Here is a 21955-nt window from a genome sequence, read left to right as displayed (position 1 = left end):
TCTTACTGATCGTTTGAAAATCCGGCCGGATCCACGCACCGGAACTTGTGCTGTACGAAGCCGGCCGAGCCCGAACGCCAGGGCATCAAGCCCTTGCGCCCGAGGGCTCCCGGGCGCCGACCTCCACCCCTACCATCACGCACATGTCGATCACTTCTCACATACCCGTTCTCCACGCCGGCAGGGAAACCGTCGCGCTCGTGGAGAACGACGTGCTGATCGTGCGCCGTCCGCACGAGCAGACGCACATCCCGCTGAAGGCCATCAGCCGTGTACTCGTCGAGGGGCAGTCCGTCACGGTCGAGCTGACCGCCGCGTCGACCACGGACAGGACGCACGTCCACCGGGTCTGGGACGTCGTGGACGCCGCCGCAGCCGTCGCCTTCGCCGACGCCGTGAACGCGGCTCGGCCAGGACGGAGCGAGAAGACCGAGGCGATCGACGGCGCGGACCTCGTCTGGGGCGAGCGCCTGTACCAGCCGAGCTACCGGAACTGGCTTCGCCGCATGAAACGCGGCGCGCTCGTGGCGACCCTCGTGGCCATCGGCTCATGCGTGCTCGTGGGTTTCATGGGAAGCCCGGCCGCCATGATCTTCATCATCCCGCTCAGCTTCTTCGGGATACTGATCCTCACGTTCGGCACGTTCCTCGCCTACGCGCCGGTCGAGGAGCGGTACCTGCGGAAACACGGAGTCCGGACGGCCGCCATCCGGCTCCAGGACCAGCCCGGCCGGTACGCGTACACGGATCCGGGCGGCTTGGTCCGCACCGTGCGACACTCCATCCCGACCTGGAGCATCGAGGCGGCATACGACCCACGCGATCCCGGCCGCGTACTTCCGCTGCGGTCGCGGGGCCGGCGAATCCGGGACGCCGTCCTGGTTCTTGTCATCCTCGGTATCGGCCTCCTCTTCGTGGGCGCGGCCGTCGCGGCGGTGGTCGGTGCCTCCCTCGGCAAGTTCGACAGCCTGACCTGAGACGCGGCCAGAAGCAACACCGCACGAGCCGCCCTGCGCGGCCGGCACTCCCGCGTCCTCTCAGGGTCAGGCCGCCTCGATCACTGCGGGCGCCGTGGAAGGGCGGGTTGCCGACGCCCATCGGGCCGTCGGGCCCATGGCGCAGGAAGCGGCCAGGAAGAGAGCGCCGAGCAGGAACCAGCCGAGGGTGCCCACCCCCATCAGCACCGTGGTGAGCGCCAGTGGGCCGAGGGTGCGGGCGATGGTGACGCCGGTGCCGAAGAAGCCCTGGTACTCGCCGACTCGGTCGGCCGGGGCCAGAGCGAAGCCGAGTTGCCAGGAGCCTGCGGACTGGAGCATCTCCCCGGCGACCAGCAGTACCGAGCCGGCGAGCAGGGCGGTGACGGCCGCCCAGGCCGGCGTTCCCGCGGAGAGGGCGAAGACCGCGCACGTGAGGAGCATGAGACAGCCGGAGCGGCGCAGGGCCTTGACCGCTGTGGATGTGCCCGTGACGGAGCGAGCGGTGCGGACCTGGAAGAGCATGACCGCGACGGTGTTGAGGACGAAGAGCGCGGAGACCAGCCATGCGGGGGCGGTGGTGCGTTCGGTGATCCACAGTGGCAGGCCGAGGCTGAGCAGGGGCATCCGCAGCAGCAGCACCGTGTTGAGGAGGGTGAGGAGGGCGTACGGGCGGTCGCGCAGCACCGCGAGCTTGGCACCCTTCGGCGCGGGGAGGGGGGCCACCGCCGGCAGACGCAGCAGGACGAGGGCGCAGACCAGGAAACTCACCGCGTCGACTGCGAAGACGGCCAGGTAGGCGTGGCGCGTACCGGCGGAGAGGGCGAGACCGCCGAGGGCCGCGCCGAGGGCAAGGCCCGCGTTGAGGGTGGACTGGAGGTGGGCCAGTGTGGCGGTGCGTTCTTCCCTCGCGATCAGACCGGCGAGGAGTGCCTGTCTGGCGGCGGCCAGGCCCGACTGTGCGGTGGCGTAGAGGCAGGCGGCCAGGAGGAACGGCAGGAAGTCCCGTACGACGAGGAACGCGGCGACGGCCGCACTGGTCGCGAGGGCGAGCAGCGCCGCCGTACCGCGCGGGCCCCTGCGGTCCGCGAGGCGCCCGAGCGGTACTCCGGCGACCGAGCCGACGGCCCAGGCCACGGCGAGGCCGAGACCGATCCTGGCGGGGCCGAGGCCGACGACCTGGGTGAAGTACAGCGCGGAGGTCACGTAGAACGCTCCGTCGCCGACGGAGTTGCTCAACTGGGCGAGCGCGAGGGTGCGCGGGGGCCCCGCGGGCGGTAGTGGCTTCATCATGTCCCTGACCGTAAGTGAGGGGTGGCTGCGTGCTGCGGTGAGCGAGCCGCTTCGACAGAAGAAGGGCAGGTGCATCGGTCCCGGCGTAGGCGCAGCCGTTGCCGTCGAGCTGGGAGACGGGGGCCCGCACCAGTTCCGGCAGCGCGGGCTCCAGGCCGACCCTCCGGGAGGCGGCGTCGAGCGCATCGAGTGGGGCGATCGGATCGCAGGGGGGCGGCGCTCAGGAGACGAGGGTGACCTCGCCGTCGCGGAAAACGCGGTAGAGCACTCCTTCGCGGTCGTAGCGCTCCACGACGCGCTCGATCGACTCGCTCTCGGGGATCGGCGAGCGGTAGTGGGGGACGAAGGCGTAGTCCAGGAGGCCGAGCCCCTCCCAGACGGCCTGCCGGCCGTAGGCGGTGACGGCGTCGGCGGGGTCGTCGACGAGCTCGAGGCCGCGCAGGCTGGGTGACAGGACGCAGGCGCCGGCACTCCAGCCGGCGTAGACGAGGGCGTCGCGATCCAGCAGGTCGGTCAGGATCTCGTCCGCGCCGCTGAGGGCCATCGCCAGCCGCAGGACGAACGGGTTGCCGCCGTGGACCCAGACGACGCCGAAACCGGACAGCCGGTCGGCGAGCGTGGCCGCATCACCGAAGTGGTCCCGCAGGTCCACCTCGGTCACCCCGTATCCGCGGTCGCGCAGCATCGCGACCTCCCGGCCGGTGGCCCGCTGCCTTTGCGGGGCAGGGAGGGCGTCCAGCGCGTTGCCGACAACCGCTGCTGTTCTGGCACCTTTGACGAGGTCGTCCAGCAGTTCGGGGGAGTCTCCCAGCTTCCAGGAGGAAAGGAACAAACGCATGGTCCTGCTCTCGTGACAAGGGGGCAAGGGACTGAGGGACGGTGTGCTCCGTCGTGGCAGTGAAGGAGCGGAGGTCTCGCGTCCGATGGGGCGGTGCGGACCCGGTCGGGGGACGGGGAGCGAGGCTCGGGCGCGTGGGCAAGTGCCCCTCGCAATCCGCTTGTTCAGACTCCTACGGGACCGACGCGCCAACAAGCTGGCATAGTGCAACGGTCGTTAAGGTGGGTTTAACATCCGGAGGTCCACGTGCTGGAGCGGCTTGAGCTGGAGGCGTTCCTGATACTGGCCGAGGAGTTGCATTTCGGCCGCACGGCCGCACGTCTGCACGTGAGCACGGCCCGGATCAGTCAGACCATCAAGAGGCTGGAACGTCACATCGGCACACCGCTGTTCGAACGCAACAGTCGCCATGTCCGCCTCACCGAGGCCGGCCGGCTGCTGCACGAGGACGTGCGCCCGGCCTACGACCAGATCGAGGCCGGGGTGGAGAGGGCGATCAACGCCGCGCGCGGCATCGACCGCCTTCTGCGGGTCGGGTTCCTCGGCGCCGCCGCAGGACAGCTCATGGCACAGGCCGCTCGGCTCTTCGACCAAAACCATCCCGGCTGGCGAGCCCGGCTCCGGGAGATGCAGATCGTCGACGGCCTCCGGCGGTTGCGGGCAGGCGATGTCGACCTTCTGGTCGTGAGCCTGCCGCACCACGAACCCGACATGGTCACCGGGCCGGTCCTGTTCTCCGAACCCCGGGTGCTGGGGGTGTCGTCCGGCCACCCGCTCGCCCGCCGTGACAGCGTTTCCCTGGAAGACCTGTCCGCGGTCAAAATGCTGCAGGTGGCCGACGCCTTTCCCGACTACTGGCGCGCGGACCGCACACCCCGCCTGACGCCCGCGGGCCGCCCCATCGCACCGGGCCCCCGGTTCGAAACACTTCAGGAGGCACTGGCGCTGATCGACGCCGACGAAGGCGCCTTCGTCATGGGCGCCCAGGTGTCACGGTTCTACGCGCGCCCCGGCGTCACCTATCTGCCGCTGAGCGATGCGGCGCCCCTGGAATGGGCGCCCACCTGGCTCGTCACCCACACCGCACCTGAGATCCATGCCTTCAACCGGGCTGCCCAGAACGTCGCTGTGCGGCTGTGCCCTCCTGTCCGGAGCTGATGCGGGCCCGTGCACCGGCCCGGCCCCCTCAGACGTCGCGGCGCCGGACGAGCACCACGGCGAGCGTCAGTGTGATCAGTGGCCAGAGTGCGCATACGAGCCAGGAGCCGGAAACGGTGGGCATGAAGGCAAGGGAGTCCGGTGTGGGCCCCCAGTTCTGGACCAGCCGCTTCCAGGCGGCCATCAGAGTGCTGTGGTTGACCGAGGCGGACCATCGGGTGCTCGTCGAGAAGAGCGTGGGCAGGATCAGCAGGACGAAGGTGCTGGTGATCATGGTGGCGGCTCCGTGGCGGAGCAGGAAGCCGAGGGCGAGGCCGACGAGCGCGCAGAGGGGGGCCAGGAGGGCGGAGGCCACCAGTGCCCGCAGCACTCCGGGGTGGGTGAGCGACACTCCGGCCTGTTCCGTGTTCAGGATGGCCTGGGCGGTCAGGAAGGAGCCGAGGGAGATGAGCGTTCCCACGGCGGCCCACAGCCCGGCGGTGGTCACTGCCTTGGCCAGGACGACAGAGCCGCGCGCGGGGACGGCGACCGTGGTGGTGCGGATCATGCCGGTGCTGTACTCGCTCACCGCGCCCAGGGCGCCGATCGCGCCGGCCACGAGCATGAGCGTCATGTAGCCGGTCGTGGGGAAGGCGGTGAAGGGCTGGAAGGCGGCAGGCTCGTGGCCGCTCCGGGCTGGGGTGGCGAGTTTGTTGTTCGCGATCGCCGCCACGGCGGCCGACCCGATGACGAACAGGCTGATCAGGGCGATGGTCCACCAGGTGGAACGCAGCGACCGCATTTTGATCCACTCGGAGCGGACCAGATCGGCGAAGCGGGGAGGGCGCCCGGGGCGGGCGGACGAAGGGGCCATCGCACGGTGGCTGAGGGTGGTCATGAGGTGGTCCCTGCCGTGTATTCGACGCTGTCGGCGGTGAGCTCCATGAAAGCGGCCTCCAACGAGGCCGTCCGGGTGGACAGTTCGGTCAGAAGGATGTGGTGGTCGAGGGCGATGGCGCCGACGCGGTCGGCGGACAGCCCGGTCACCGTGAGTCTCTCGTCGCCTGCGGAGCCCTCCGGCGCGACTGCCGCGCCCGCAGTGGTCAGGAGCCCGGTCAGCTCGGCGGCCTGCCGCGTGCCCACCACCACCGTGCCCCGGGTGCCGCGGGCGGCGAAGTCCCCTGCCGGCTCGGCGGCGATGAGCCTGCCCCGGCCGATGACGACCAGGTCGTCAGCGGTGTTCTCCATCTCCGACATCAGGTGGCTGGAGAGGAAGACGGTGCGGCCCTCGGCGGCCAGGCGGCGGAAGAGGCGGCGCATCCAGAGCACGCCCTCCGGGTCCATGCCGTTGACGGGCTCGTCGAACATGAGCACCGGCGGGTCGCCCAGCAAGGCGGTGGCCACGCCGAGACGCTGCTTCATACCCAGTGAGAAGCCGCCGACGCGGCGGCCCGCGGCGTCCGCGAGCCCCACCTGCTCCAGGACCTCGTCCGCTCGGCGCAGCGGGATTCCGTTGCCGGCGGCGAGGGCACGCAGGTGGGACCTGGCGCTGCGTCCGCCGTGCACCTGATGGGCGTCCAGGAGGGCGCCCACGTGGTGCAGTCCCCGTGCATGGCTGCGGAAGGGGACGCCGGTGACGGTGGCCGTCCCGCCGGAGGGCGAGTCCAGGCCGAGGATCATGCGCAGGGTGGTGGTCTTGCCCGCTCCGTTGGGGCCCAGGAATCCGGTGACCCGGCCCGGCCGCACGGTGAAGGTCAGGTGGTCGACGGCTGTCTTGCTGCCGTAGCGCTTGGTGAGTTCGTTGACTTCGATCACGAGGACAACACTCCGTCAGGAGCTGCGTCCGGGCATCGGGCCGGGGATGGCAGTCCGGTTGCCCACCCCCTCCCCCGGATGTAGGCCCGGGGGAGGGTGACCGTCCGTCGCGGGACGGCTCATCTCTCGGGGTCACCCACACCCGATGTCACCGAGGGCCGGCGGCGTCGGCGTCGCCGGGTGCCACGAGCCCTGTCTCGTAGGCGAGGACGACGGCCTGGGCGCGGTCGCGCAGGCTCAGCTTGGAGAAGATCCGGGCGACGTGGGTCTTGACCGTTGCTTCGCTGAGCGTCAGTCGACCGGCGAGTTCGGTGTTGGACAGGCCCCGGCCCATCCAGGTCAGCACCTCCCGCTCGCGTGGTGTCAGTGCCGCCAGGTTTCGGTGGACCGCCGGGGTCGCGAGCCCCGGGCCGGTGGCCGGGGCCGGCGTCGGGGGACCGGCGGCGAAGCGTTCCACGAGGCGGCGGGTGATCGCGGGGGCGAGCAGGGCGTCGCCGGTGTCGACCAGGCGTACGGCGGCGGCCAGGTGCGCGGGGGTGACGTCCTTGAGGAGGAACCCGCTTGCTCCGGCGGCCAGGGCGGCGTACACGTACTTGTCGAGATCGAAGGTGGTCAGCATGATCACCCGGCAGTCCGGGGCATGGGCGAGGATGCGACGGGTGGCTTCCAGGCCGTCCATGTGGGGCATGCGGATGTCCATCAGCACGACATCGGGCCGCAGTTCCCGCACGACGGTGACGGCCTGGACGCCGTCACAGGCTTCGCCCACCACGTCGATGCCGCGGGCGGTGAGGATCATGCGGAAGCCGGTGCGCAGCAGTTCCTGGTCGTCGGCTATCACCACGCGCGGTGCGGGCGCGTCGGGGATGGTCACGGGCGGTCCAGGGGGATGCGGGCGCGGACGCGGTAGCCGCCGCCGAGGCGGCGGCGTGCGTCGAGGTCGCCGCCGTAGACGGACACCCGCTCGCGCAGGCCCAGCAGGCCGCGTCCGGTGCCGTCCGCCTGTTCCCGGCCCGGTTCCCTCGGGGCGGGTGCGTCGCCCGACAGGACGCTCGGCCCGCTGTTGAGTACTTCGACGCGCAGGTGGTTGTCCGCGTACCGCACCGTCACCTCTGCTTTCGTCCCGTCTCCGTGTTTGAGCGCATTGGTCAGGCCCTCCTGGATGATCCGGTAGGCGGTGACGTCGATCCCGGTCGGCAGCGGGCGCGGTTCGCCCGAGATCCGCATCTCGACGGGCAGGCCGGCGAAGGCGATCTTGTCGATGAGCGGGCTCAGCCGGCTCAGGCTCGGCTGTGGTGACAGGTCCACGTCGTAGGGCTCGTCCTCGCCGTTCTGCGCGGGGGCGAGCAGGCCGAGCAGGTGCCGCAGCTCGGTCATCGTGGTGCGGCCGGCGGATTCCACGGCGCTCATCGCGGCTGCGGCCTGCTCGGGCAGTGTGGTGAGTACTTCGCGGGCGGCGCCGGCCTGAACCACCATGACACTGACGTTGTGGCTGACGATGTCGTGCAACTCCGAGGCGATCCGCGCCCGTTCGGCATCGACCGCGGCTCGTGTCGCGCTTTCGCGTTCACGCTCCAGCAGCCAGCCGCGCTCTTCGATGGCCTTGCGGTGGCGGCGCCGCGCCCGCGCCGCCGCCACGGCCAGCCATCCGGCGGCGCCGACTGCCACGGCCAGCGCGATGAGCAGCAAGGTCGTCCATGATTCCCCCATGCGGTCATCCTCCCAGGGGTGCGGTGGTGCGGTGCACCGGCCTCCGGGACGCGGCCTCGTACCTCCCCCGCGTACATCTCCAGGATGACCTGCGCATACGGATACATCCGGGGGGCGACGCACCGTGATCGCCGCCGAGCCTAAGTTTCGGGGCATGACAAACGATCACGATGGTGTCCGGCAGACAGTGGTACGGCTGGACGGGGTGCACAAGGAGTTCGGCGACGCGAAGGCGCTGGACGGGCTTTCGCTGGAGATCAAGGCAGGCGACGCGGTCGCGGTGATGGGGCCTTCCGGCTGCGGCAAGTCCACCCTGCTCAACATGGTGGCCGGCCTGGACCGGCCGACCTCGGGCACGGTCGAGGTGCAGGGACACGACCTGGGCAAGCTGAACGAGACGGGCCTGGCACTGTTCCGGCGCCGCCACGTCGGCATGATCTTCCAGTTCTTCAACCTCATCGACGACCTGCCCGTCCTGGACAACGTGGCACTGGCCGCGCAGCTGACGGGCACCCCGGTCCGCCAGGCGCGCCGCCGGGCCCTGGAGCTCCTGGACGAACTCGGTGTCGCCAAGCGCCGCAACAACTACCCGGCGACGCTCAGCGGCGGCGAACGTCAACGCGTCGCCGTGGCCCGGGCCTTGATGAACCGGCCCGCCCTCCTCCTCGCCGACGAGCCGACCGGCGCGCTCGACAGCAAGTCGGGCGAGCAGGTGATGGACCTGCTGATCGACCTCAACCAGATCGGCCAGACCTTGCTGATCGTCACCCACGACCCGCAGCTGGCCACCCGCTGTGCCAGCCGGCTGGTCGAAGTGGCCGACGGCCGGATCGCCCGTGAGAGCACGCTGGAGGCGACCGCGTGAGCGCCGTGTGGAGAGCCTCGCGCGCGGCCGTGAAGCGCCGCCGGCTCCAGACCTTCGTCATCGGACTCGTCGTGCTCTGCTCGACCACCACCGTCCTGCTCGCCCTCGCGCTCCTGAGCGCCGCCTCCGACCCGTTCGACAAGGCGTACGCCGAACAGCGCGGCGCGCACACGGCGGCGTCCTTCGACACCACCAAGGTCACCCCGGAGCAACTGGCCCGAACCGCCGCGCAGCCGGGAGTGGAGGCCGCGGCAGGACCGTTCGGCCAGTCCGTCGTCGACATACCCAAGGACTGGCTCTGGATGGCGGGCGGCACCCTGACCGTCGTCGGGCGGGCCGATCCGGCGGGTCCCGTGGACCGGATCGACCTCCTTGAGGGCCGCTGGGCCACCGGCACCGGCGAGATCGTCGTCAACTGGTCCGTCCAGGGCTCTCCCGGCACACAACTCCTCGGTACGAAACTGCAGATCCCCGGCGGAGGGACGCTGACCGTCGTCGGGTTCGCCACCAGCATGAGCAAATCGGCGAGCGCCTGGGTCTCACCCGCGCAGATGGCCGCCCTGCACCCCACTTCGGCCCAGATGCTCTACCGCTTCACGGCATCCGGCACCGAAGCCCAGCTGAGCACCTCGCTGGACCGGGCCACCGCGGGACTGCCCAAGGAGGCGCTCACCGGCGCGCAGACCCACCTCACCCTCAAGCAGGCCTTCTCCGCGCTGGCCGACTCCTACCTCCCCTTCATGACCCTCTTCGGCGTCCTCGGTCTGCTGGTCTCCGTCCTGATCGTCGGCAACGTGGTCAGCGGGGCGGTCGTCTCCGGATTCCGGCACATCGGGGTCCTCAAGGCGCTGGGGTTCACCCCCAACCAGGTCGTCGCCGTCTACCTGACGATGCTCTCCGTTCCGGCCCTGGCGGGCAGCGCGCTGGGCACACTGGCCGGCAACGCACTGGCCGGACCGATCATGAAGGTCGCCTTCACCGGTGTCGACGTGGGCCGGGCAACGGTCGGCGAGATCAGCCCGTGGGTGTCCGTGGCCTGCCTGGTGGGCATGCCGGCCCTCGTACTGATCACCGCTCTGATCCCCGCCCTGCGGGCCCACCGGCTGCCCGCCGCACAGGCCATCAGCGCCGGCGGCGCACCCCGCACCGGGCGCGGACTGCGTGTCCAGCGCGTCCTCGGCGCCACCCGGCTGCCGCGCCCGGTCAGCCTGGGCCTCGGCCAGCCGTTCGCCCGCCCCGCCCGCACCCTGCTGACCCTGGCCGCCATCGTCCTCGGGGTCACCACCGTGACCCTGTCCACCGGCCTGACCAGCACCCTGGTGGCGTTCGGGAACGTCGGCAAGGAGGACGGCGCCGCCCGCATCCAGGTGACGACCGGCGGATCCGGCGACGACAGGACGGTGCCCCGCCTCAGCGACGCACAGATCGAGGAGCGGCTGCGTGCCCTGCCGGGCGCGGAGGGGGTGCGGGCCCGCGCACTGTCCCAGGCGAGCATGACCGGCCAGAACCAGCCCGTCTTCGCCGATTTCTACCGCGGCGACGACTCCCTCTACGCGCACACCATCGTCAAGGGCCGGGCCCCGGCGGCGGCCGGCGAGATCGTGGCCGGACCGGCCTTCCTGACCCAGCGCGGCCTGAAGATCGGCGACCGGACCACTCTGGAACTGAACGGAAAGAAGATCACCGCAACCGTGGTGGGCCAGGTCATCGAAGGCAACGCCCGTGCGCTGGAGACCACCTGGGACACCCTGACCCGGCTCGCACCCGACGCCCACGCCACCGAGTACACGGTCCGTCTCGCCCCCGGCGCCGACGCCCGGGCCTACGCCGAGGCGGCCGGGAAGCTCGACCCGGCCGTGCACGCCTCCGTCCTGGACCCCGGAAACGCCGGCACCGCCACCGTCATCACCTTCTCCACCGTCTTCACCGTGCTGCTCACCCTGGTGGCCTCGCTCGGCGTGTTCAACACCGTCCTGCTCAACACCCGTGAACGGCGCCGGGACCTGGGCATGCTCAAGTCCATCGGCATGACGCCCCGTCAGGTGATCCTGATGACGGTCACTTCCGTGGCCGGGCTCGGCGCCGTCGGCGCACTGCTCGGCATCCCCCTCGGGATCGCGGCCCACCGCCTCGTCGTGGACCACGTCGGCGTGGTCGACTTCCCGGAGTACATGAAGGACGTATGGCACGCACCCCAACTGGCCGCGATGCTCCTGGCAGGCGTGATGATCGCCGTCCTAGGCGCCCTGATCCCCGCCCGCGCGGCGGCCCGCACCACCATCGCCACCGTGCTGCACACCGAATAGCCACCACGGTACGGGAATTGGACCCACGCACCACCCGTGACTCAGTCCTGGATCGCCCTCAGCTCCGGCCCGGGGACGGCACCGTGGACGATGCGCATACGCATACCGAGCAGCGAAGCCATAGGGTGAGTCGGGCGAGGCAGGCGCGGCTCGTGCGCCACCCCCGCCCTCTGCAACCGGGCGCCCCCTCTGTACGGGGCTCCCGACGAACAACAGGAGGTTGACCGGTGATCGCTCTGACCGCAGTCGGAGGAGTGGCCCTCGTCGAACTGGGCATGGCGTTGACTCCCGGACCGAACATGATCCACCTCGCCTCCCGGGCGATCACCCAAGGCCGCAGGGCGGGCCTGGTCAGCCTCAGTGGGACCGCCGTGGGCTTCGTGTGCTACCTCCTGGCCGCAGCTGCGGGGCTGTCCGCGATGTTCGCCGCCGTGCCGGTGACCTTCACGGTGGTCAAGCTCGCCGGGGCCGCCTACCTGGCGTACCTCGCCTGGGACATGCTCAGGCCCGGCGGCCGCTCGCCGTTCGCCCCGGCCCGGGACCTGTCCCCGGTCTCCGACGCCCGCCTGTTCTCGATGGGGCTGTTGACCAATCTACTCAACCCCAAGATCGCCCTGATGTATGCCGCACTGCTGCCCCAGTTCCTGGACCCGCAGGCCGGCCCGGCCTGGGGACAGCTGCTTCAACTCGGGACGGTGCAGATCGTCGTGGGACTCTCCGTGAACGCCCTGATCATGCTGGGCGCAGCACCCATGTCGACGTTCCTGGCCACCCGGCCCCGCATCCTGACCGCCCAACGGTTCACGGCAGGCGGCCTGCTCGGCGCTTTCGCCCTGCACACGGCACTGTCCCGCAACGCTGCATCCGCCTGAGTCGGACCCACGCCGCTACCGGGGCCAGCAGGAGCTGTCCGGCCGATCATGCGACTGTCGCCTGATCTGCTCGTCGTGTCGGGCATGGGGCGGGGAGGACGCGGTCGCGGGATCGGCGCGGTCCCGGGAGGCCGTCACCACGTCCGGCGCACGGTCGCCTTGCCGCCGGTCACCAGGCTGGCCGGCGGAACGTCGTCGGCCACGACCGCGCCGGCGGCGACCACGGCGTCACGGCCGATGCTGACGCCGGGCAGGATCGTGGCACCGGCACCGATCCACACGTTCTCCGCCACGTCGATGGGTGCGCCGGTGAGGTACAGCCGCCGCTCCTCGGGATCAACGGGGTGGCCGCTGGTGATGAACGTGACCTTCGGTCCGATCATCACGCGCTCGCCGATCCGGATGCCGGCGTAGTCCAGGAACGTGCAGTTCTGGTTGATGAAGACGCGTTCGGCCAGGTCGAGGTTGAGGCCGTGGTCGGTGTAGAAGGGCGGATAGATCGTCACTCTCGGCGGCAGCGGCTTGCCGAGGATCTCCTCGAACAGTTCCGCCTTGCCGGCTTCGTCGTCGAACGGCAGGACGTTCAGGCGGGAGGTGAGCTCGGTGACCCGCAGGACCCTCTCGGCCATGGCCTGGAACTCGGCGCTGTGGATGCGCATGAGGCGGTCGCTGGACATGCCGCGGTCCTTTCCGTGAACCGGAACCGGTGACCGGACAGGACTCACCGGACCGTCGAAGTCGAGGGGTGCCGAAGGGGACGAAGACGGGCTCGCCGAACGGTACCGGTCAGTCGTCGAAGTCGAAGGGGCCGGCCGGCTTGCGGGTCGCGTAGACGGCCACGACGACGGCCGCGGCCATCAGCGGCACGTTGAAGCCATAGACGAGCGCGGCCTGGCGCGGCCAGTCCTGTTTCGCCGCCAGCCGGTAGAAGTTGTCCTGCGGCCACCACGCGATCAGCAGGTACGCGATCGCCAGGTGCGCGGCGGTGGTGATGCCGCGTCCGCGCCGCTGGGCCAGCATCGGCCGGCGTCCGGTGAAGAGGAACATCACGCCGGCCCCGAAGGCGAGGCACTCGCAGAGGTAGAGGAGCCAGAAGAGGAGGGCCCACGGGTTCGGGACACCCGTGAGGTCGGTCGACCCGGGCCAGATGGCGCCCGTCAGGACCCGGCTGAGCAGGCCCAGGAGGAGCGCCCCGCAGCCCAGGGCGCAGGAGAGCGGCACGGCCTCCTCGCTCCCGGCGCCGCCCGCCCTGCGCACCCCTCCGTACTTGGTCCCGGCCCGGCCCCCGCCCACCGGGGCCAACAGCAGCGGTGGCTGCGGCACCTGTGTCCGGTCCTCGCGGCCGGCGCGGGTGCGGGGCAGGGCGCGCATCCGGATCACCGCGCGGGGGGCCTCGCTCCCGGGCGCCGCCCCCGACAGGTGCTCCCGCAGCCGGGCGGCGTTCGGCAGCCCGTCGGCCGGGGCACCGGGCGGCGGGGAGACGTACGCGACGAGCCGGCGGCCGCCTCCGGGCACGGGGACGCGGGCGACGAGCGCGGTGCCCACTGCGGCGTGCGTACGGATCGCGGACTCCAGCGGGTACGGGTCGATCCGGCCGCCGTCCTCCGTCTCGATGCGGTCGCGGACCCGGCCGCCGAACTCCAGGAGCCCGTCGGGGCGCAGGACCCCGAGGTCCCCGGTGGGTACCGCGTCGCCGCCGCCGGGCGGCTCCACGACGACCTCCCCGTCGCGCACCGCGGCCCGGCAGCCGGGGAAGGCGGTGCCGAGCAGGGAGATCCGCTCCGGTCCGTCCAGCGGGCGGGGCAGCTGCGGCAGTTCGAACCAGGTGCCGGTGCCGGCGGCCTCGGTGAGGGCGTAGACGTTGAGCACGCGTGCCCCGGGGCGCAGCCGGTCCTGGAGGGCGCTCTGTTCGTCGAGGTAGAGCCGGTCCCCGCTGACGGCGAGCAGCCGCAGAGAGCGGAGCTCGGCGTCCGGTTCGCGCCGGGGCGCGGGCAGGAGGGTGCCGGAGGCCGGCGGCGCGTCCCTGAGTAGCAGCTCCGCCGCGATCGCCGGGTCGGTGTGGACCACGCTGACCCGGGCGTCGCGGACGGTCCGGCGCAGGTCGTCGGGGGTGGGGGCGGGGCCGTCGGGCAGGACGAGGGCTCCGCCGGAGCACAGGGCCCGGGTCCAGCCGGCGGCGAAGGCGGTGACGTCGGGCCCGGCGGTGATCAGGTGCCGGTCCTCGGGGGTCAGCCGGGCCACCTCGGCCCACGCGTCGTGGGCGGCGAGGAGCAGGGGGTGGCTCACGGCGACGGGGCGCGGGGTGTCGGCGCCGGTGAACAGGACGGCCGCGTCCCGGTACCGGGGGGTGTGTTCCGGCGGCAGCCCCGACCGGCGGGACAACCGTTCGGCCTCTTCGTCCGGGTGCAGGATCCTCGGCCCGGGGCCGGGGTCGAGGCGGGCCTCGTCGGCGGGGTGGGTGATCAGGAGGTGCGGTGAGAGGGCGGAGAGCTGCCGGCGTCCGCTGCGCGGGTCGGCGATGTCGACGACGGCGTAGACCCCGCCGGCCTTGAGGACGGCGAGCAGGGCCACGACGAGTTCGGGCCGCCGGGCGAGGCCGAGGGCCACCAGGCCGTGCGGGGGCAGGCCGTCGTCGACGAGGTGCCGGGCGAGCCGGTCGGACCGCTCGTCGAGTGCGGCGTACGGGACGGTCTCGTCCCCGGCGATGAGCGCGGGGGCCTGCGGGGTGTCGCGGACCCACCGGCCGAAGCGGTGCAGGACGGTGTCGGCGTCCGGGCGGCCGGGGCGGTCTGGCTGCGCTGGCTGCGTCATCCCCCGATGATGCCACCGGGCGTCGGCCGCGCACGGGCATCGCGAAGTTCCTTTACGTCACCGTGCGTTGGAGGGACGGCGGGGAAGGTCCGGGCGGATCCGTTGACCTGAAGTCCGGTTGAGGTCCTAGCGTGGGGGGATGGACATGGAAGTCACCGCCTGGCATTCGCTGCACAGCGCGATCAACGCCCAGCAGGACCGCCGCCCGCTCTCCCGGGCGAGCCTGCGCCGGATCGCCGCCTTCGCCCGCCCCCACCGGCGCGGGCTGACCCTGTTCCTGCTGCTCAGCGTGGTGGGCGCGCTGCTGGCGGTGGCCACCCCGCTGCTGGCCAGCCGGATCGTGGACACCATCGTCGGGCACGGGGACGAGGGCGAGGTCATCCGGCTGGCGCTGCTCATCGCGGTGATCGCGGTGGCCGAGGCGGGGCTCGGCCTGCTCACCCGCAAGCTGTCCGCCACGCTCGGCGAGGGGCTCATCCTCGACCTGCGCCGGTCGGTCTTCGACCACGTCCAGCGGATGCCGGTCGCCTTCTTCACCCGGACGCGGACGGGCGCGCTGGTCAGCCGCCTCAACAACGACGTGATCGGCGCCCAGCGGGCCTTCAGCAACACCCTGTCGGGGGTGGTCTCCAACATCGTGACGCTGCTGCTGACGCTCGGCGTGATGCTCACCATCTCCTGGCAGATCACCCTGCTGGCCCTGGTGCTGCTACCGGTGTTCGTACTGCCGGCCCGCCGGATGGGCGCCCGGATGGCCGGGATGCAGCGGGAGGCCGCGGCGCTGAACGCGGCGATGGGCACGCAGATGACGGAACGGTTCTCCGCGCCCGGCGCCACCCTCGTCAAGCTGTTCGGGCGGCCCGCCGACGAGTCCGCCGAGTTCGCGGCCCGCGCGGCCCGGGTCCGGGACATCGGGATCCGCACGGCGATGGCCCAGTCCGCCTTCATCACCGCCCTGACGCTGGTCTCGGCGCTGGCCCTCGCCCTGGTCTACGGCCTCGGCGGGTACTTCGCCCTGCGCGGCACCCTGGAGGCCGGCTCGGTGGTCGCCCTGGCGCTGCTGCTGACCCGGCTGTACGCCCCGCTGACCGCGCTGGCCGGGGCCCGGGTCGAGGTGATGAGCGCCATGGTCAGCTTCGAGCGGGTCTTCGAGATCCTCGACCTGAAGCCGCTGATCGCCCAGAAGCCGGACGCCGTCGAGGTGCCCGACGGCCCGGTGTCGGTGGAGTTCGACCGGGTCTCCTTCGGCTACCCCTCCCCCGACACGGTCTCGCTCGCCTCGCTGGAGGAGGTCGCCACCCTCGACGCCCGCGGCGGCACCCCGGTGCTCCACGAGGTGTCCTTCCGCGCCGAGCCCGGCCAGATGATCGCCCTCGTCGGCTCCTCCGGCGCCGGCAAGTCCACCATCGCCCAGCTGCTGCCCCGCCTGTACGACGCCGACGCGGGCGCGGTCCGGCTGGCCGGCATCGACGTACGGGACCTCACGGCCGACTCCATCCGCGACACCCTCGGCATGGTCACCCAGGACGGCCACCTCTTCCACGAGTCGGTACGGTCCAACCTGCTGCTGGCCCGGCCGGAGGCGGGCGAGGAGGAGTTGTGGGAGGCCCTGCGCCGCTCCCGCCTGGACGGGCTCGTCGCCTCCCTCCCCGACGGCCTGGACACCGTCGTCGGCGAGCGCGGCTACCGGCTGTCGGGCGGGGAGCGGCAGCGGCTGACGATCGCCCGGCTGCTGCTGGCCCGGCAGCGGGTGGTGATCCTCGACGAGGCCACCGCCCACCTGGACTCCACGTCGGAGGCGGCGGTCCAGGAGGCGCTGGCCGAGGCCCTGGCCGGGCGGACGGCCGTGGTGATCGCGCACCGGCTCTCGACGGTGCAGGCGGCCGACCTGATCCTGGTGGTGGAGCAGGGCCGGATCGTGGAACGCGGCACCCACCCCGAGCTGCTGGCGGCGGCCGGCCGGTACGCCGAGCTGTACCGCACCCAGTTCGCCACCCGCGGAGCCGCCGCGGCCGGATAGGGCCGTCTCTTTCGGATCTTGGCGGTCACCGGTGCAGGTGACCGTGGCCGGGTCGGGGTCAGAGTTCCAGTGGTGCTCCCGGCAACGAGGAAAGCGAGGTACCGCGTGAGTGCGCAGCGCCTGATCGTGGTGATGGGTGTCGCCGGCACGGGCAAGACGACCGTGGGCCGGCTGCTCGCGGAGGCGCTCGGGCTTCCGTACGCGGAGGGCGACGCCTTCCACCCTGCGGCCAACGTGGCCAAGATGTCGGCGGGCACCCCGCTGGACGACGCCGACCGCCGGCCCTGGCTGGACGCGATCGGGGCGTGGATGCGCGACCGGGCCGGGCGCGGCGGGGGCGTGGTCGCCGCCTCCAGCCTCAAGCGCGCCTACCGCGACCGGCTGCGCGCGTTCGCCCCGGACGCCGTGTTCGTCCACCTCACCGGGGACCGGGCGCTCATCGAGGGGCGCATGGCGGCCCGCAGGGGCCACTTCATGCCCCCTTCGCTGCTGGACTCCCAGTACGCCGCGCTCGAACCGCTCCAGGGGGACGAGCGCGGGATCGCCGTCGACGTCGCCGGCACGGCCGAGGAGATCACCGGACGGGCGCTGGCCGCCCTCCGGCTCCCCCACGACGGCCGAAGGAACCCCCTGTGACGATCGCCCTCGGCCGGCCGGCCTCGGCTTCGTGCTGCTGCTGTCCCTGGTCCCCCGACCCGCGCGCCCGCCGCGTCACCCGCGCCTGCGGTACGGCCCGTCGAGCTGGGCCGCCGCGAGGGCGAGACCGTCGGCGGCGCGGGCGCAGCGGTCGGCGAGAGCGGTGACCTCGGCGCGGAACGCGTCGGCCTCCCCACCGTGCCACTCCAGGGCGGCCGCCCGCGCCCGCAGCTTCCGGGCGTGGGAGCGCAGGGCCGCGGAGTGGGTGCGCAGTCCGTCCGCGGGGGCGGGCCGGCCCGGCCGGGGGCAGTCGCTCACGGGCTCCTCCAGGGGGTCGCGCCCCGGTCCGGGCCGGGGCTTCGGGCGCAGAAGGCGCGCAGGGCCGCGCCGAGGCCGAGCAGCGGTCGCGCGGGGACGGCCCGGCCGGTGGCGACCTGCCAGCCCGCGTGGTCGTTGAACGGGTTCTCGTCGGTCAGGGCGTGCCAGGCCAGGATGTCCGCGAAGGCCGGGGTCAGCAGGGAGAAGGCCTGCCGGGCGCCCCGTTCGCGCAGCAGGGCCCGGAAGGCGCGGGCCGCGTCGGCCTGCCGGTCCTGTGCGGCGGCGCGCAGGACGGCGGCGCAGCCGGGGTCCGCGAGCAGTTCGGGGCGGCTCACGCCCACGGCCCGGATCCGGGCCTTCAGACCGCAGACGGCGGTGCTGACGGCGAGGCTCTCCCGGCGGCCCAGGATCCCGGCGACCCAGCCGGCCCGGGCCAGCCCGCGTCCGCGGGGCGCCCAGCCGAAGCCGGCCGGGTCGTTGAGGGTGCTGAGCAGCGTCCGCCAGGCGCGGCGCCGGCTGCCGCCGGCCCGCCCCGCGAGCGCCCCTGCCGTCAGGCGGCCGCCGAGCGCGAGCCCCGAGGCGTACCGGGCGGCTTCGCCGACGGCGTCGGCGGTGTCGGCCAGGTCCCGGCACAGGGCGTCGAACGTACCGGCGGCCGGGTCGGTGGCCAGGTCGGTCGCGGCGTCGGACATGGGTTCCTCGCGGGGGCTGCGTACGGTGAGTTCGGGATCACGGTACGTCCGCCCCGCGGGCGGCGCGCGCGGGAACGGGACCGAACGCGGCCTCGCGGAACACGGTGCGCAGCGGGGCGGCGGAGCCGGTCGGGGAGGCGTCCGCGGGGCGGTGGGCGGGGCCGGGGACGAGGAGCGCCCAGCGGCCCTGGCGGGGTGAGATCCACACGCTCGGCCCCGGGCCGGACGGGGGGTGGTGGGTCCACACCCCGCCGGGGGCGGGGTGCCAGAGCAGGCCGCGGGAGGGGGTGAGTTCGCCGGTGCGGATCCGCAGGGACTCCGCGGTCCAGGCGCGGGCGACGGGCCGGTCGGCGGTGGAGAGCAGGTGGCGCAGGAACCGGGCGAGGTCGGCGGGACTGGTGTGCAGGGTGCCCTCGGCGAAACGGGTGCCGTGCATGGCCAGGGGCCGCCAGACGCGGGTGCGGGCGTGGTCGGCCAGCGGGGTGCCGGCGAGGTGTTCGGCGAGGCGGGTGAGGGCGGCGAGTGCGGGCGGGCCGTCGCCGTGGGTCAGCAGGTGGTGGGCGGTGGTGCCGCCGGGCAGCCCCGCCGAGGCCGCCGGCCCGTAGGCGGTGAGCGGGGTGTGCAGGGTCAGTTCGCCCTGGGCGACGAGCCCGCCGATGACGGGCCAGAGCGCGAGCACCGCCGTCAGGGCTGTGGCGTCGAGCGGGGTGTCCCAGCCGTCGGGGTGGCCGGTGTGGGCTGCGTGGACGGCGTCCGCCGATCCCACCGCCCAGAGTGCGGCCGGGTCGGCCGCGCGCATGAGTGCCTCGATCTGCGGCGTCATGGTCGGCCACGCTACGTCGCCCCGCCGGGGCGGGCGGGCACGTCCGCCGGGACGTGCGGGTGGAGTCGCCGCCCGCCACCCGAATGCCGGGGGCGGGCGGCAGGACGCTGCTGCTCCGCGTCCGGGCGGCCGGTCCCCCGCCCTGGTGCGACCAGGGGCTTGGCTGCGCCGTGGTGCGCGACGTGCGCGCGTCATGCCGGGGAAGCTGCCATGCGCATTTCACGAGGGACTGGCGAAGGAGCGCTGCCCAGGGGAGCGGCCGCCCGCTGGCTTTCCGGGGGCGGCCGGGTCAGCCTGGGGAGATGAGCGCGATGTCCGGCGAACCCGTGCCCGATCCCGGCCGCCCGTCGCCGGCCCCCGTACCCCGCCCCGTGTCCGGCGCGGAGCCGGGGGTCGTGCTGCGCTCGGCCCGGGGGCGGTGGATCCTGGTCGCCACCGTGCTCGGGTCGGCGATGGCCCTGCTGGACTCGACCGTGGTCAACGTGGCCCTCCCGCGCATCGGGCGGGACCTCGGCGCCGACCTGGCCGTGCTCCAGTGGACGGTGAACGCCTACCTGCTGACCCTCGCCGGGCTGATCCTGGTGGGCGGAGCGCTCGGCGACCGGTTCGGACGGCGTCGGATCTTCGTGCTCGGCGTGGTGTGGTTCGCGGTGGGGTCGCTGCTGTGCGGGCTCGCCCCGAACGCCGGGATCCTGATCGCCGCCCGCGCCCTCCAGGGCATCGGCGGCGCGCTGCTGACACCCGGCTCGCTCGCGCTGATCCAGGGCTCGATCCGGGCCGGCGACCGGGCGCGCGCGGTGGGCCTGTGGTCGGGGTTCGGCGGGGTCGGGGCGGCGGTCGGGCCGTTCCTCGGAGGCTGGCTGGTGGACGGGCCGGGCTGGCGGTGGGTGTTCCTGCTGAACGTGCCGGTGGCCGCGCTGTGCGTGCCGGTCGCCCTGAGACACGTACCGGAATCCCGGGACCCGCAGGCGAGCGGGCGCTTCGACGTGCTCGGTGCGGTGCTCGGCGCGGCGGCGCTGGCCCTCATGACGTACGCGCTGATCGAGGCGCGGTCCGCTGCGGTGCCGGTGATCGCCGCGGCCGCGGGCGGGGTGCTGCTGGCCGCCGTCTTCGTGTACGTCGAGCGGCACCGGCCGGATCCGATGGTCCCGCCGGACGTCTTCGCGTCCCGGCAGTTCACCGCCGTCAACCTCGTCACCCTGTTCGTGTACGCGGCCTTCGGCGGCTTCTTCTTCCTCGTCGTGCTCCAGCTCCAGGTGGTCTCCGGCTACTCCGCCCTGGGCGCGGGAGCCGCCCTGCTGCCCACCACCGCCCTGATGCTGCTGCTGTCGTCCCGGGCGGGGGCGCTCGGGGAGCGGATCGGGCCGCGCGTCCCGCTCACCGTGGGCCCGCTGCTGTGCGCGGCCGGGACCCTGCTGATGCTGCGCGTGGGCCCGCACGCCTCCTACCCGGGGGACGTGCTGCCGGCCATGGTGGTGATGGGGGCGGGCATGACCTTGCTGGTGGCGCCGCTGACCGCCACCGTCCTGGCGTCGGTGCCCGCGGGCCGGGCGGGCCTGGCCAGCGGCATCAACAACGCCGCCGCGCGGGCCGCCGGGCTGCTCGCGGTGGCGGCTCTGCCGCTGCTGGCGGGCATGGGCCCGGACGCGTACCTGTCCGCCGGGGCCTTCGACACGGCCTTCGGGCGGGCCGTGCTCTGGTGCGCCGGGGCGCTGGTCGCGGGCGCCGCGACGGCCTGGGCGACCGTACGCTCCCCCGCGCCCGGGGTCTGCCACCCGCAGTGCCGCACGCACTGCTCGATCGGCGCCCCGCCGCTGGAGCACCCCTCGCAGCCGGAGGCCGGGGCGGGCCCCCCGGCCGCGCGCTGACGGGGCGGGGCGGGCCCGCGTGTGCTGGAGCGCGGCGGCGGACCTGACGGCGGGCACCGCCGTGGCCGCCGTCGGGGTGGTGTGCCTGGCCCGCGTGCGCCGCGTCCGCGACCTGCCCGTCGCCGCGCTGCCGCTGCTGCTCGGCGCCCACCAGCTGGTCGAAGCCGCCGTGTGGGGGGCGGGCGGGGGCTGCGGCCCGGCCACCACCGCCTGGGCGGTGATGGCGCTGCCGGTGCTCGCGCTGTGGGTGCCGGCGGGGGTGCTGCTGGCCGCCGCGCCCGGGGACCGGGGCCGGCTGCGGTGGCCGGCGGCCGTGGGACTCGCGGCGGCTGCCGTCCTCGCGTACGGCCTGGCCACGCGGCCGGTGACCGCCGAGATCCGGGGCCGGGTGATCGGCTACGGGGTCGACGTCCCCTGGGCCCCGCTGGTCCTGGCGGGCTACCTGTACGCCACCCTCGGCGCCCTGCTGCTCGCCGGGGACGGCCGGCTGCGGCTGCTCGGGGCGGTGCTGGCCGCCGGGGCGGTGGGCTGCGCGGCCCTGTGGCGGCTGGAGTTCGCCTCCACCTGGTGCGCCTTCGCGGCGGTGGCGTCGGTGCTGGTGCTGGGCTGGGTGCGGCGCCCGGCTGCCGGAGCCGGGGCCGCGGCTACTGGTTCTGGCCGCCCAGGACGAAGAGCAGGTAGACGAAGAAGGCGAAGAGGTGGCCGACGAACAGGTACGCGATGAGCCGGATGACCAGCCCGCGCGGGAACTTGGACTCGAAGCGCTGGAGCACGGTCAGCGGCTCGGGGGTCCCGTCGGCCTGCTCAGCCCCGGGCTCTGCGGTGGGCTCTGCGGTGGTGGGCATCTGTTCTCCTCGTGGCGTGGGCACGTGACGGCTTCTTCTAGGGGGTGTCCGCACAGTAGCGCCGGCCGCCCGAAGGGCGGGCCCTGCGGCGTCTGGTGCCGTGCATCGCAAGGCGGAGGGCCGCCCGCGTAC

21 protein-coding genes are annotated in these 21955 nt (G+C 73.3%); 9 read left to right on the top strand and 12 right to left on the bottom strand.

Features of this window, described 5'->3' with window-relative positions; translation table 11 throughout:
• Nucleotides 1-143 precede the first annotated feature (143 nt).
• Nucleotides 144-977, top strand: a complete 834-nt coding sequence (locus AB0D45_RS26575) for a hypothetical protein (RefSeq protein WP_362463467.1) — start codon at nucleotides 144-146, stop codon at nucleotides 975-977.
• Between the two features lie 66 nt (nucleotides 978-1043).
• Here AB0D45_RS26575 and AB0D45_RS26570 read toward each other — a convergent pair whose 3' ends face one another.
• Entirely contained in the window at nucleotides 1044-2267 is a 1224-nt protein-coding gene (locus tag AB0D45_RS26570; RefSeq protein ID WP_362463464.1) for an MFS transporter, read from the bottom strand.
• Between the two features lie 220 nt (nucleotides 2268-2487).
• On the bottom strand, nucleotides 2488-3105 hold the full coding sequence (locus AB0D45_RS26565; RefSeq protein WP_362463462.1) for a Type 1 glutamine amidotransferase-like domain-containing protein: 618 nt from the start codon (nucleotides 3103-3105) through the stop codon (nucleotides 2488-2490).
• 246 nt (nucleotides 3106-3351) lie between these two features.
• Between AB0D45_RS26565 and AB0D45_RS26560 the strand changes: the two genes are divergently transcribed.
• Nucleotides 3352-4263: a LysR family transcriptional regulator gene (locus AB0D45_RS26560; RefSeq protein ID WP_362463459.1), complete on the top strand. Its 912-nt coding sequence runs from the start codon at nucleotides 3352-3354 to the stop codon at nucleotides 4261-4263.
• 28 nt (nucleotides 4264-4291) lie between these two features.
• Here the strand turns inward: AB0D45_RS26560 and AB0D45_RS26555 are convergent, their stop codons facing one another.
• The 4 genes from AB0D45_RS26555 to AB0D45_RS26540 form a co-directional block, all read right to left on the bottom strand.
• Nucleotides 4292-5140 carry an ABC transporter permease gene (locus tag AB0D45_RS26555; protein ID WP_362463456.1) on the bottom strand — a complete coding sequence of 283 codons (849 nt, stop codon included), beginning with the start codon at nucleotides 5138-5140 and terminating at the stop codon, nucleotides 4292-4294.
• On the bottom strand, nucleotides 5137-6057 hold the full coding sequence (locus AB0D45_RS26550; RefSeq protein ID WP_362463453.1) for an ABC transporter ATP-binding protein: 921 nt from the start codon (nucleotides 6055-6057) through the stop codon (nucleotides 5137-5139). The genes AB0D45_RS26555 and AB0D45_RS26550 overlap by 4 nt, the downstream gene beginning before the upstream one ends.
• A gap of 148 nt (nucleotides 6058-6205) precedes the next feature.
• Nucleotides 6206-6925 (bottom strand): response regulator transcription factor, encoded by a 720-nt coding sequence (locus AB0D45_RS26545; RefSeq protein ID WP_362463515.1) that lies wholly within the window; start codon nucleotides 6923-6925, stop codon nucleotides 6206-6208.
• Nucleotides 6926-6927: 2 nt separating this feature from the next.
• Nucleotides 6928-7767 (bottom strand): histidine kinase, encoded by an 840-nt coding sequence (locus AB0D45_RS26540; RefSeq protein WP_362463450.1) that lies wholly within the window; start codon nucleotides 7765-7767, stop codon nucleotides 6928-6930.
• Nucleotides 7768-7921: 154 nt separating this feature from the next.
• Between AB0D45_RS26540 and AB0D45_RS26535 the strand changes: the two genes are divergently transcribed.
• The 3 genes from AB0D45_RS26535 to AB0D45_RS26525 all read left to right on the top strand — a co-directional run bounded on the left by AB0D45_RS26535 (nucleotide 7922) and on the right by AB0D45_RS26525 (nucleotide 11810).
• Complete coding sequence (locus AB0D45_RS26535; protein WP_362463447.1) at nucleotides 7922-8632, top strand: ABC transporter ATP-binding protein; 711 nt, start codon at nucleotides 7922-7924, stop codon at nucleotides 8630-8632.
• Entirely contained in the window at nucleotides 8629-10938 is a 2310-nt protein-coding gene (locus AB0D45_RS26530) for an ABC transporter permease (RefSeq protein ID WP_362463444.1), read from the top strand. Before AB0D45_RS26535 ends, AB0D45_RS26530 begins: the two co-directional genes overlap by 4 nt.
• A 227-nt stretch (nucleotides 10939-11165) precedes the next feature.
• Nucleotides 11166-11810 (top strand): LysE family translocator, encoded by a 645-nt coding sequence (locus AB0D45_RS26525; RefSeq protein WP_362463441.1) that lies wholly within the window; start codon nucleotides 11166-11168, stop codon nucleotides 11808-11810.
• 134 nt (nucleotides 11811-11944) lie between these two features.
• Here the strand turns inward: AB0D45_RS26525 and AB0D45_RS26520 are convergent, their stop codons facing one another.
• Both AB0D45_RS26520 and AB0D45_RS26515 read right to left on the bottom strand, forming a co-directional pair.
• Nucleotides 11945-12487 (bottom strand): sugar O-acetyltransferase, encoded by a 543-nt coding sequence (locus tag AB0D45_RS26520; RefSeq protein WP_362463438.1) that lies wholly within the window; start codon nucleotides 12485-12487, stop codon nucleotides 11945-11947.
• Between the two features lie 109 nt (nucleotides 12488-12596).
• Nucleotides 12597-14621 (bottom strand): AMP-binding protein, encoded by a 2025-nt coding sequence (locus tag AB0D45_RS26515; RefSeq protein WP_362463435.1) that lies wholly within the window; start codon nucleotides 14619-14621, stop codon nucleotides 12597-12599.
• A gap of 139 nt (nucleotides 14622-14760) precedes the next feature.
• Between AB0D45_RS26515 and AB0D45_RS26510 the strand changes: the two genes are divergently transcribed.
• Together AB0D45_RS26510 and AB0D45_RS26505 are read left to right on the top strand one after the other, a co-directional pair.
• Entirely contained in the window at nucleotides 14761-16641 is a 1881-nt protein-coding gene (locus AB0D45_RS26510) for an ABC transporter ATP-binding protein (RefSeq protein ID WP_362463432.1), read from the top strand.
• 105 nt (nucleotides 16642-16746) lie between these two features.
• On the top strand, nucleotides 16747-17277 hold the full coding sequence (locus tag AB0D45_RS26505) for a gluconokinase (protein ID WP_362463429.1): 531 nt from the start codon (nucleotides 16747-16749) through the stop codon (nucleotides 17275-17277).
• Between the two features lie 75 nt (nucleotides 17278-17352).
• Here AB0D45_RS26505 and AB0D45_RS26500 read toward each other — a convergent pair whose 3' ends face one another.
• From AB0D45_RS26500 to AB0D45_RS26490, 3 genes are read right to left on the bottom strand one after another with little or no spacing between them, the layout of a single operon-like run.
• The gene (locus AB0D45_RS26500; protein ID WP_362463426.1) at nucleotides 17353-17595 is read right to left on the bottom strand and encodes a hypothetical protein; all 243 of its coding nucleotides are present in this window, start codon (nucleotides 17593-17595) and stop codon (nucleotides 17353-17355) included.
• A complete protein-coding gene (locus tag AB0D45_RS26495) occupies nucleotides 17592-18287 on the bottom strand; it encodes a hypothetical protein (protein WP_362463423.1) in 696 nt (231 codons plus the stop codon). Before AB0D45_RS26495 ends, AB0D45_RS26500 begins: the two co-directional genes overlap by 4 nt.
• Nucleotides 18288-18324: 37 nt before the next feature.
• Nucleotides 18325-19110 carry a hypothetical protein gene (locus AB0D45_RS26490; RefSeq protein WP_362463420.1) on the bottom strand — a complete coding sequence of 262 codons (786 nt, stop codon included), beginning with the start codon at nucleotides 19108-19110 and terminating at the stop codon, nucleotides 18325-18327.
• Nucleotides 19111-19412: 302 nt separating this feature from the next.
• Between AB0D45_RS26490 and AB0D45_RS26485 the strand changes: the two genes are divergently transcribed.
• On the top strand, nucleotides 19413-20978 hold the full coding sequence (locus AB0D45_RS26485) for an MFS transporter (protein ID WP_362463417.1): 1566 nt from the start codon (nucleotides 19413-19415) through the stop codon (nucleotides 20976-20978).
• Between the two features lie 19 nt (nucleotides 20979-20997).
• Nucleotides 20998-21702: a DUF6629 family protein gene (locus tag AB0D45_RS26480; protein ID WP_362463414.1), complete on the top strand. Its 705-nt coding sequence runs from the start codon at nucleotides 20998-21000 to the stop codon at nucleotides 21700-21702.
• Here the strand turns inward: AB0D45_RS26480 and AB0D45_RS26475 are convergent.
• Nucleotides 21623-21823 carry a DUF6126 family protein gene (locus tag AB0D45_RS26475; protein ID WP_362463411.1) on the bottom strand — a complete coding sequence of 67 codons (201 nt, stop codon included), beginning with the start codon at nucleotides 21821-21823 and terminating at the stop codon, nucleotides 21623-21625. The two genes, AB0D45_RS26480 and AB0D45_RS26475, sit on opposite strands and share 80 nt — an antisense overlap.
• Nucleotides 21824-21955: the final 132 nt, after the last annotated feature.

Source organism: Streptomyces sp. NPDC048352 (assembly GCF_040651895.1).
In the GTDB taxonomy this organism is placed as follows: Bacteria; Actinomycetota; Actinomycetes; order Streptomycetales; family Streptomycetaceae; genus Streptomyces.
This window is presented reverse-complemented; position numbering and strand designations above follow the sequence as displayed.

What these genes read in the sequence shown, in the direction of transcription:
- AB0D45_RS26495 (WP_362463423.1), bottom strand. Translation starts at nt 18,287, where the DNA reads ATGTCCGACGCCGCGACCGACCTGGCCACCGACCCGGCCGCCGGTACG.
- AB0D45_RS26475 (WP_362463411.1), bottom strand. Translation starts at nt 21,823, where the DNA reads ATGCCCACCACCGCAGAGCCCACCGCAGAGCCCGGGGCTGAGCAGGCC.
- AB0D45_RS26555 (WP_362463456.1), bottom strand. Translation starts at nt 5,140, where the DNA reads ATGACCACCCTCAGCCACCGTGCGATGGCCCCTTCGTCCGCCCGCCCC.
- AB0D45_RS26520 (WP_362463438.1), bottom strand. Translation starts at nt 12,487, where the DNA reads ATGTCCAGCGACCGCCTCATGCGCATCCACAGCGCCGAGTTCCAGGCC.
- AB0D45_RS26565 (WP_362463462.1), bottom strand. Translation starts at nt 3,105, where the DNA reads ATGCGTTTGTTCCTTTCCTCCTGGAAGCTGGGAGACTCCCCCGAACTG.
- AB0D45_RS26485 (WP_362463417.1), top strand. Translation starts at nt 19,413, where the DNA reads ATGAGCGCGATGTCCGGCGAACCCGTGCCCGATCCCGGCCGCCCGTCG.
- AB0D45_RS26510 (WP_362463432.1), top strand. Translation starts at nt 14,761, where the DNA reads ATGGACATGGAAGTCACCGCCTGGCATTCGCTGCACAGCGCGATCAAC.
- AB0D45_RS26570 (WP_362463464.1), bottom strand. Translation starts at nt 2,267, where the DNA reads ATGATGAAGCCACTACCGCCCGCGGGGCCCCCGCGCACCCTCGCGCTC.
- AB0D45_RS26515 (WP_362463435.1), bottom strand. Translation starts at nt 14,621, where the DNA reads ATGACGCAGCCAGCGCAGCCAGACCGCCCCGGCCGCCCGGACGCCGAC.
- AB0D45_RS26540 (WP_362463450.1), bottom strand. Translation starts at nt 7,767, where the DNA reads ATGGGGGAATCATGGACGACCTTGCTGCTCATCGCGCTGGCCGTGGCA.
- AB0D45_RS26575 (WP_362463467.1), top strand. Translation starts at nt 144, where the DNA reads ATGTCGATCACTTCTCACATACCCGTTCTCCACGCCGGCAGGGAAACC.
- AB0D45_RS26490 (WP_362463420.1), bottom strand. Translation starts at nt 19,110, where the DNA reads ATGACGCCGCAGATCGAGGCACTCATGCGCGCGGCCGACCCGGCCGCA.
- AB0D45_RS26535 (WP_362463447.1), top strand. Translation starts at nt 7,922, where the DNA reads ATGACAAACGATCACGATGGTGTCCGGCAGACAGTGGTACGGCTGGAC.